This window comes from Actinomycetospora sp. (genome assembly GCF_055612215.1).
The window spans coordinates 1-5,966 of record NZ_JBVPVA010000166.1 but is presented as its reverse complement, the minus strand read 5'-3'; the positions used below and the strand labels follow the sequence as shown (position 1 = coordinate 5,966).

At 70.5% G+C, this 5,966-nt stretch carries 5 protein-coding genes; all 5 read left to right on the top strand.

The window, feature by feature from the left end:
• The coding region (locus tag AC0CYZ_RS04695; protein WP_472212817.1) for an MCE family protein at positions 1 to 1,027 on the top strand (1,027 nt) is incomplete at its 5' end.
• Positions 1,028 to 1,065: 38 nt separating this feature from the next.
• Complete coding sequence (locus AC0CYZ_RS04690) at positions 1,066 to 2,364, top strand: MCE family protein (RefSeq protein WP_472212815.1); 1,299 nt, start codon at positions 1,066 to 1,068, stop codon at positions 2,362 to 2,364.
• 3 nt (positions 2,365 to 2,367) lie between these two features.
• On the top strand, positions 2,368 to 3,693 hold the full coding sequence (locus tag AC0CYZ_RS04685) for an MCE family protein (RefSeq protein WP_472212813.1): 1,326 nt from the start codon (positions 2,368 to 2,370) through the stop codon (positions 3,691 to 3,693).
• Between the two features lie 14 nt (positions 3,694 to 3,707).
• On the top strand, positions 3,708 to 4,922 hold the full coding sequence (locus tag AC0CYZ_RS04680) for an MCE family protein (protein WP_472212811.1): 1,215 nt from the start codon (positions 3,708 to 3,710) through the stop codon (positions 4,920 to 4,922).
• A gap of 1 nt (position 4,923) precedes the next feature.
• The coding region (locus AC0CYZ_RS04675) for an MCE family protein (RefSeq protein ID WP_472212809.1) at positions 4,924 to 5,966 on the top strand (1,043 nt) is incomplete at its 3' end.

Here is a 5,966-nt window from a genome sequence, read left to right as displayed (position 1 = left end):
CGCACCGCTGATCAAGCTGGGCATCTTCGCCCTGGTCACGGTCCTCTCGGTCCTGCTGCTGCTCACCACCATCCAGAACCAGTTCTTCGCCTCGACGGAGACCTACAAGGCCGACTTCACCGACGCGTCGGGCCTCATCGCCGGCAGCGACGTCCGCATCGCGGGCGTCCGGGTCGGGGAGGTCACGGACGTCCAGGTCGTCGACCGGTCGGTCGCCCAGGTCGAGTTCAGCGTCGAGGAGGAGCGCAAGCTCCCCACCGGCGCGCGGTTCGCGATCAAGTACCAGAACCTCGTCGGCCAGCGGTACCTCGACATCCAGCGCGGCAACGGGCCGATGAACCAGTACCTACAGCCGGACGCGACCGTGCCGGTGACGCAGACCCAGCCGCCGCTGAACCTCACGACGGTCTTCAACGGGTTCAAGCCGCTCTTCCAGGCCCTGAACCCCGACGACGTGAACAAGCTGTCGTTCGAGATCATCCAGGTCCTCCAGGGCGAGGGCGGGAACATCAACCAGCTCCTCGCGCAGACCGCCTCGCTGACCTCGACGATCGCCGACCGCGACGCCGTGATCGGCGACGTGATCAACAACCTGAACCTGACGCTCGACACCGTGAACGCCCGCGACGACAAGCTCTCGGGGCTGCTCGTCTCCCTCCAGCAGCTGGTCACCGGGCTGGCCCAGGACCGGGTCGCGATCGGGTCCTCGCTGCAGCCCATCGCGGACCTGACCAACGTCACCGCCGGCCTCCTCCAGGAGGCCCGTCCGCCGCTGGCCGACGACATCGTCAAGCTCGGGCAGGAGTCGGACATCCTCAACCGCAACCGAGGGCTCGTGGAGAACGCGTTGCGGAACATCCCGCAGAAGGCCAACAACTTCGGCCGGGCCGGTAGCTACGGCTCCTGGTTCAACTTCTACCTGTGCTCGGCGGGCGTGACCGTGAACCTCGCGCCGTTGCCCGTCCCGCCGGTCAGCCTCTCGCTGCCGCCGGCCGTTCTCGGGGCGGGGTACCGATGCGGAGGATGAAGCCGTTCCGGAAACGGAACCCCATCGTCATCGGCGCGGTGAGCCTCATCGTGCTGGTGCTGCTCGTGCTCGCCTCGCTCAACATCCGCGACCTGCCCCTCATCGGGCAGGGGGCGACCTACACCGCGCAGTTCGCCGAGGCCGCGGGTCTGCAGCCCGACGACGACGTCCGCGTCGCCGGCGTCCGCGTCGGAACGGTCACCGACGTCGAGCTCGCGGGGAACGACGTCGTCGTCTCGTTCAAGGCTCCCGACACCTGGCTGGGCGACCAGACGCGGGCGTCGATCGAGATCAAGACGCTGCTCGGGCAGAAGTACATCAACCTCCAGCCGGCCGGGAACCAGCCGCTGGACCCGGACAGCGTCATCCCGCGGACCCGCACGACCGCGCCGTTCGACGTGATCACCGCGTTCTCGCAGCTCACGACGACCGTCGAGGGACTCAACACCGACCAGCTCGGCGAGAGCCTCAACACGCTCTCCCAGACGCTGGACGGCTCGGCCGGGCCCATCCGCCCCGCCCTCGACGGGCTGTCCCGGCTCTCGCGGACGATCTCCTCGCGGGACACCGAGCTCGCCCACCTGCTCGCCAACACCCGCGCCACCACCCAGGTGCTCGCGGCCCGGGACGGCGACATCGAGGCGCTCATCAAGAACGGCAACCTGCTGCTCGGCGAGCTCCGCAGCCGCAAGGCGGCGATCGACGACCTGCTCAACGGGACGATCGCGCTCTCCCAGCAGCTGCGCGGGCTCGTCGCGGACAACCGGGCCACGCTCGGGCCGACGCTGGCCAAGCTCAACGGCGTCCTCACCACGCTGCAGACCAACTCGGCGAACCTCGAGAACGGCATCCGGCTCTTCGCGCCGTTCGTGCGGGTGTTCGGCAACGTGGTCGGCAACGGGCGCTGGTTCGACGCCTACATCTGCAACCTCGACCCGCCGCTCGACCCGCGGTGCGTGCCCAACGACACGCAGAACCAGGCGGCGTTCGCGCAGTCGCTCCTCAGCACGCTCGCGCCGAACCCGGCGCTGGTCACCAACGCCGTCAACAGCCTCGGGCAGCCCCTGCTCCAGGCCGGGCAGGCGTCGGGGATCAACCTGTCGACGCTGTTCCCCGGCGGCGTCCCGCTGATCGCCCCGGCGGCGATCGGCCAGGCCCCGGCCGCGGCGCAGCCCCAGGGGCAGACGCAGCCGCAGACCCAGCCCCAGGGGCAGACGCAGCCGCAGACACAGCCGCAGGGGCAGACGCAGCCGCAGACCCAGCCGCAGGGGCAGACCCAGCCGCAGGGGCAGGACCAGCCGCAGACCCAGCAGCCCCAGACCCAGGGAGGGGGGTAACCGGTGACGACCCGAGTCTCGAACCTCTTCGACAGCCTCGCCCGCACGCTGGCCGTCGTCCTCATCGTGGCCCTCCTGGCCACCGCCGGGCTCTGGTACGCCCTGCAGCGCGGGAGCTCCCGCGAGATCACGGCCTACTTCTCCAGCGTCGTCGGCCTCTACACGAAGAACACCGTCGACGTGAGCGGCGTCCCGGTGGGCACCGTCGAGGAGATCGTCCCGCAGGGCAACGTCGTGCGGGTGACGCTGAAGGTCGACAACAAGGTGCCGATCTCGGCGAACGCGCAGGCCGTCATCGTCGCCCCGACCCTGGTCTCCGACCGCTACGTCCAGCTCGGACCGAACTACACCGGCGGCCCGATGATGAACGACGGCGCCGTCATCCCCGTGCAGCGCACCGCGGTGCCGGTCGAGCTCGACCGCGTCTACAAGAGCCTCGACACCATCGCCACCGCGCTCGGCCCGAACGGCGCCGACAAGACCGGCGCCCTCAACAAGCTGCTGACCTCCTCGGCGAACACCCTGGGCGGCAACGGCGAGGCGATCAAGCAGACGATCACCGAGCTCGCCGGCGCCGTCGGAACGCTGTCCGACAACCGCGAGAACCTGTTCGCCACGGTCGACAACCTCGGCCAGTTCACGAACACCCTGGCCCGCAACGACGGCCAGGTCCGGCTGCTCAACGACCAGCTCGCCGACTTCTCCGGCTTCCTCGCGAGCGAGCGGGGCAACCTCTCCGGGGTCCTGCAGGTGCTGCCCCCGGCGCTCGAGGACGTCGCGTCGTTCATCCGCGACAACCGCGACGGCCTGCGCGTCGACGTCGGCCAGCTCGCGAGCATCACCGACATCCTGGTGCGCCAGCAGAAGGCCCTCGCCGAGACCTTCGACGTGGCCCCGCTCGCCCTGAACAACCTGACGAACTCCTACAACGCGAAGTTCGGGACGCTCGACGTGCGTCCCGTCCTGGCTCCCGGACTCAACCTGCCGACGCTGAACCCGCAGGCGCTCCTCTGCGGGCTGCTCAGCGGCAACGCGCTCGGCGGCGTTCTCGGGGGGATCGCCCCGGGGCAGCTCCCGGTCCCGGTGTCCGAGGCCCTCGCGACCTGCTCGACGCTCACCCCGGCCGGGGCGGCGTCGCTGCAGAACGCGCTCGCGCCGTACCAGCAGCTCGCCGGGCTGCTGAGCGCGAACCGCACGGCCGCGGCCGCGGTCGGCAACGTGCTGGAGAACGCGACCACCGCGGTGGTGCCGACGCCCACCGCCGCCGACCAGGGAGCCGCTCCGACCCAGCCCGGCCAGGGCCTGTTGTCGGGGCTGACGACGCGATGAGGGGGACCGTGTCGATGACGAGCCCGCGGCCGCACGCCGGCGCGACCGGGAGGCGGCTCGGGACCGTGTGGCGCCTGCTGCTCGTGGTCCTCGTGTCCGCGGTCGGCCTCGCCGGCTGCGGTTACCAGTCCGTGCAGGAAGTGCCGCTCCCCGGTGGTGCGGTGCTCGGGGACCACTCCTACGACGTCACGGCGCTGCTCTCCAACGTCGTCGACCTCGTCCCCAACGCGAGCGTGCGGACCAACGACGTGCCCGTCGGCGTCGTCCGCGAGGTCCGCCTCGCCCCGGACGGCTGGACCGCCGAGGTGACGATGTCGGTGAACGGCGACGTGGTCCTGCCGGCCAACGCCATGGCCAAGCTGCGCCAGACCAGCCTCCTGGGCGAGAAGTTCGTCTCGCTCGACAACCCGACGATGGCGCCGCCGCAGGGCCGGCTCCAGAACGGCGCCGTCATCCCGCTCGACCGCACCGACGTCGGGGCCCAGGTCGAGGAGGTCCTCGGCGCCCTCTCGCTGCTGCTCAACGGCGGCGGGGTCGAGAAGGTCCAGACGATCTCGCGGGAGCTCAACGCCGCCCTGAACGGCAACGAGGACCAGCTGCGGGGGCTGCTCGACAACCTGAACGTCTTCGTCGGGACGCTCGACAAGCAGCGCGGCGACATCGTGCGGGCCCTCGACTCGGTGGACCGCCTCTCGCAGACGCTGGTGACGCAACGCGCCAAGATCGCGAACATCCTCGACAACCTGCAGCCCGGGCTCGACGTGCTGAACCAGCAGCGCGGACTGCTCGTGACGACGCTCCAGTCGCTGCAGCGCCTCGGCGGGGTCGCGACCGACGTCATCAACCGCAGCCAGGCGAACACCGTGGCCGACCTGCAGCGCCTCGAACCGATCCTGGGCAACCTGATCGCCGCGGGCGACGCCCTGCCGGGGTCCCTCCAGATCCTCCTGACGATCCCGTTCGCGGACAACTCGCTGAGCGTCATCAAGGGCGACTTCGCGAACATCGACGTCACGTTGCAGGTCAACCTCAGCGACATCCTCACGCTCATCACCAGCGGGGCGAGCGTCCCGGGGGTGGACCAGGTGTTCGCGCTGCTGCAGAACCAGCAGGTGCTCTCGTCGGCGGGCACGACCCCGGCCCAGACCGCGGCGGCCCAGGTCCGGCGCAGCAACGGGGTGCCGCTCGCCATCCCCGGCCTCACTCCGAAGCAGGGGAACGGCAACTGACATGACCAAGCAGATCCGGAACCTGCTCATCCTGTTCGTGGTCATGTCGGTCGCGGGGATCAGCTACATCGCGTTCCGCTACGTCGGGGCCGACTCGCTCATCGGGCTCGGGCCCTACGTCGTCAAGGTCGAGATGACCGACTCCGGCGGGATCTTCCCCAAGGCGTCGGTGAGCTACCGCGGCGTGGAGATCGGCAAGGTCGGCGACATGCGGGTCACGCCGACCGGGCTCGAGACCGACCTGGAGATCGAGAAGGACAGCCCCGACGTGCCCGCGTCGGCGATCGCGGTCATCGCGAACCGCTCGGCGGTCGGCGAGCAGTACGTCGACCTCGAGCCGCCGCGCGACGGCGGGCCGTACCTGGAGGACGGGTCGGTCATCCCGGCCGATCGGGTGCGCACCCCGGTGCCGGTCGACTCGCTCCTGAAGGACGTCAACCAGCTCGCGACCTCGGTGCCGATCCCGCAGCTGCAGACCACCGTCAACGAGCTCTACACCTCGTTCGACCGCACCGGCCCGGACCTGCAGCGCCTGCTCGACAGCTCGAACACCCTGGTCGCCACCGCGATCAGCCAGCTCCCGCAGACCACCCAGCTCCTGCGGGACAGCCGCACCGTGCTGACCACGCAGAGCGAGCTCGGTCCGCAGATCCTCTCGTTCAGCCGCAGCCTGGACCTGTTCACGGCCCAGCTGAAGGCCGACGACCCGAACCTGCGCCGGCTCGTGAACGCCGCGCCACCGGCCGCGACGCAGCTCGAGGGCCTCATCCGCGAGACGGGCCCGGACCTGTCGCGGGTGCTCGCCAACCTGCTCACGACCGTCCGGATCGTGCAGCCGCGGCTCGCCGGGGTGGAGCAGTTCCTCGTGACCTACCCCGGCCTCTCGGCGGCGGCGCCGTCGGTGGTCCCCGGCGACGGTCGCGTGCACTTCGGCCTCGTGCTGAACCTCCAGGACCCGCCCTACTGCCAGAACGGCGCCTACCTGCACCAGGCCGGCAACGGGGACCCGCAGACGACGTGGCAGCGCGCGGACGTGCCGCCCCC

Excerpts from the sequence above, each read along its gene's own strand:
- AC0CYZ_RS04680 (WP_472212811.1), top strand. The coding sequence starts at position 3,708 with ATGACGAGCCCGCGGCCGCACGCCGGCGCGACCGGGAGGCGGCTCGGG.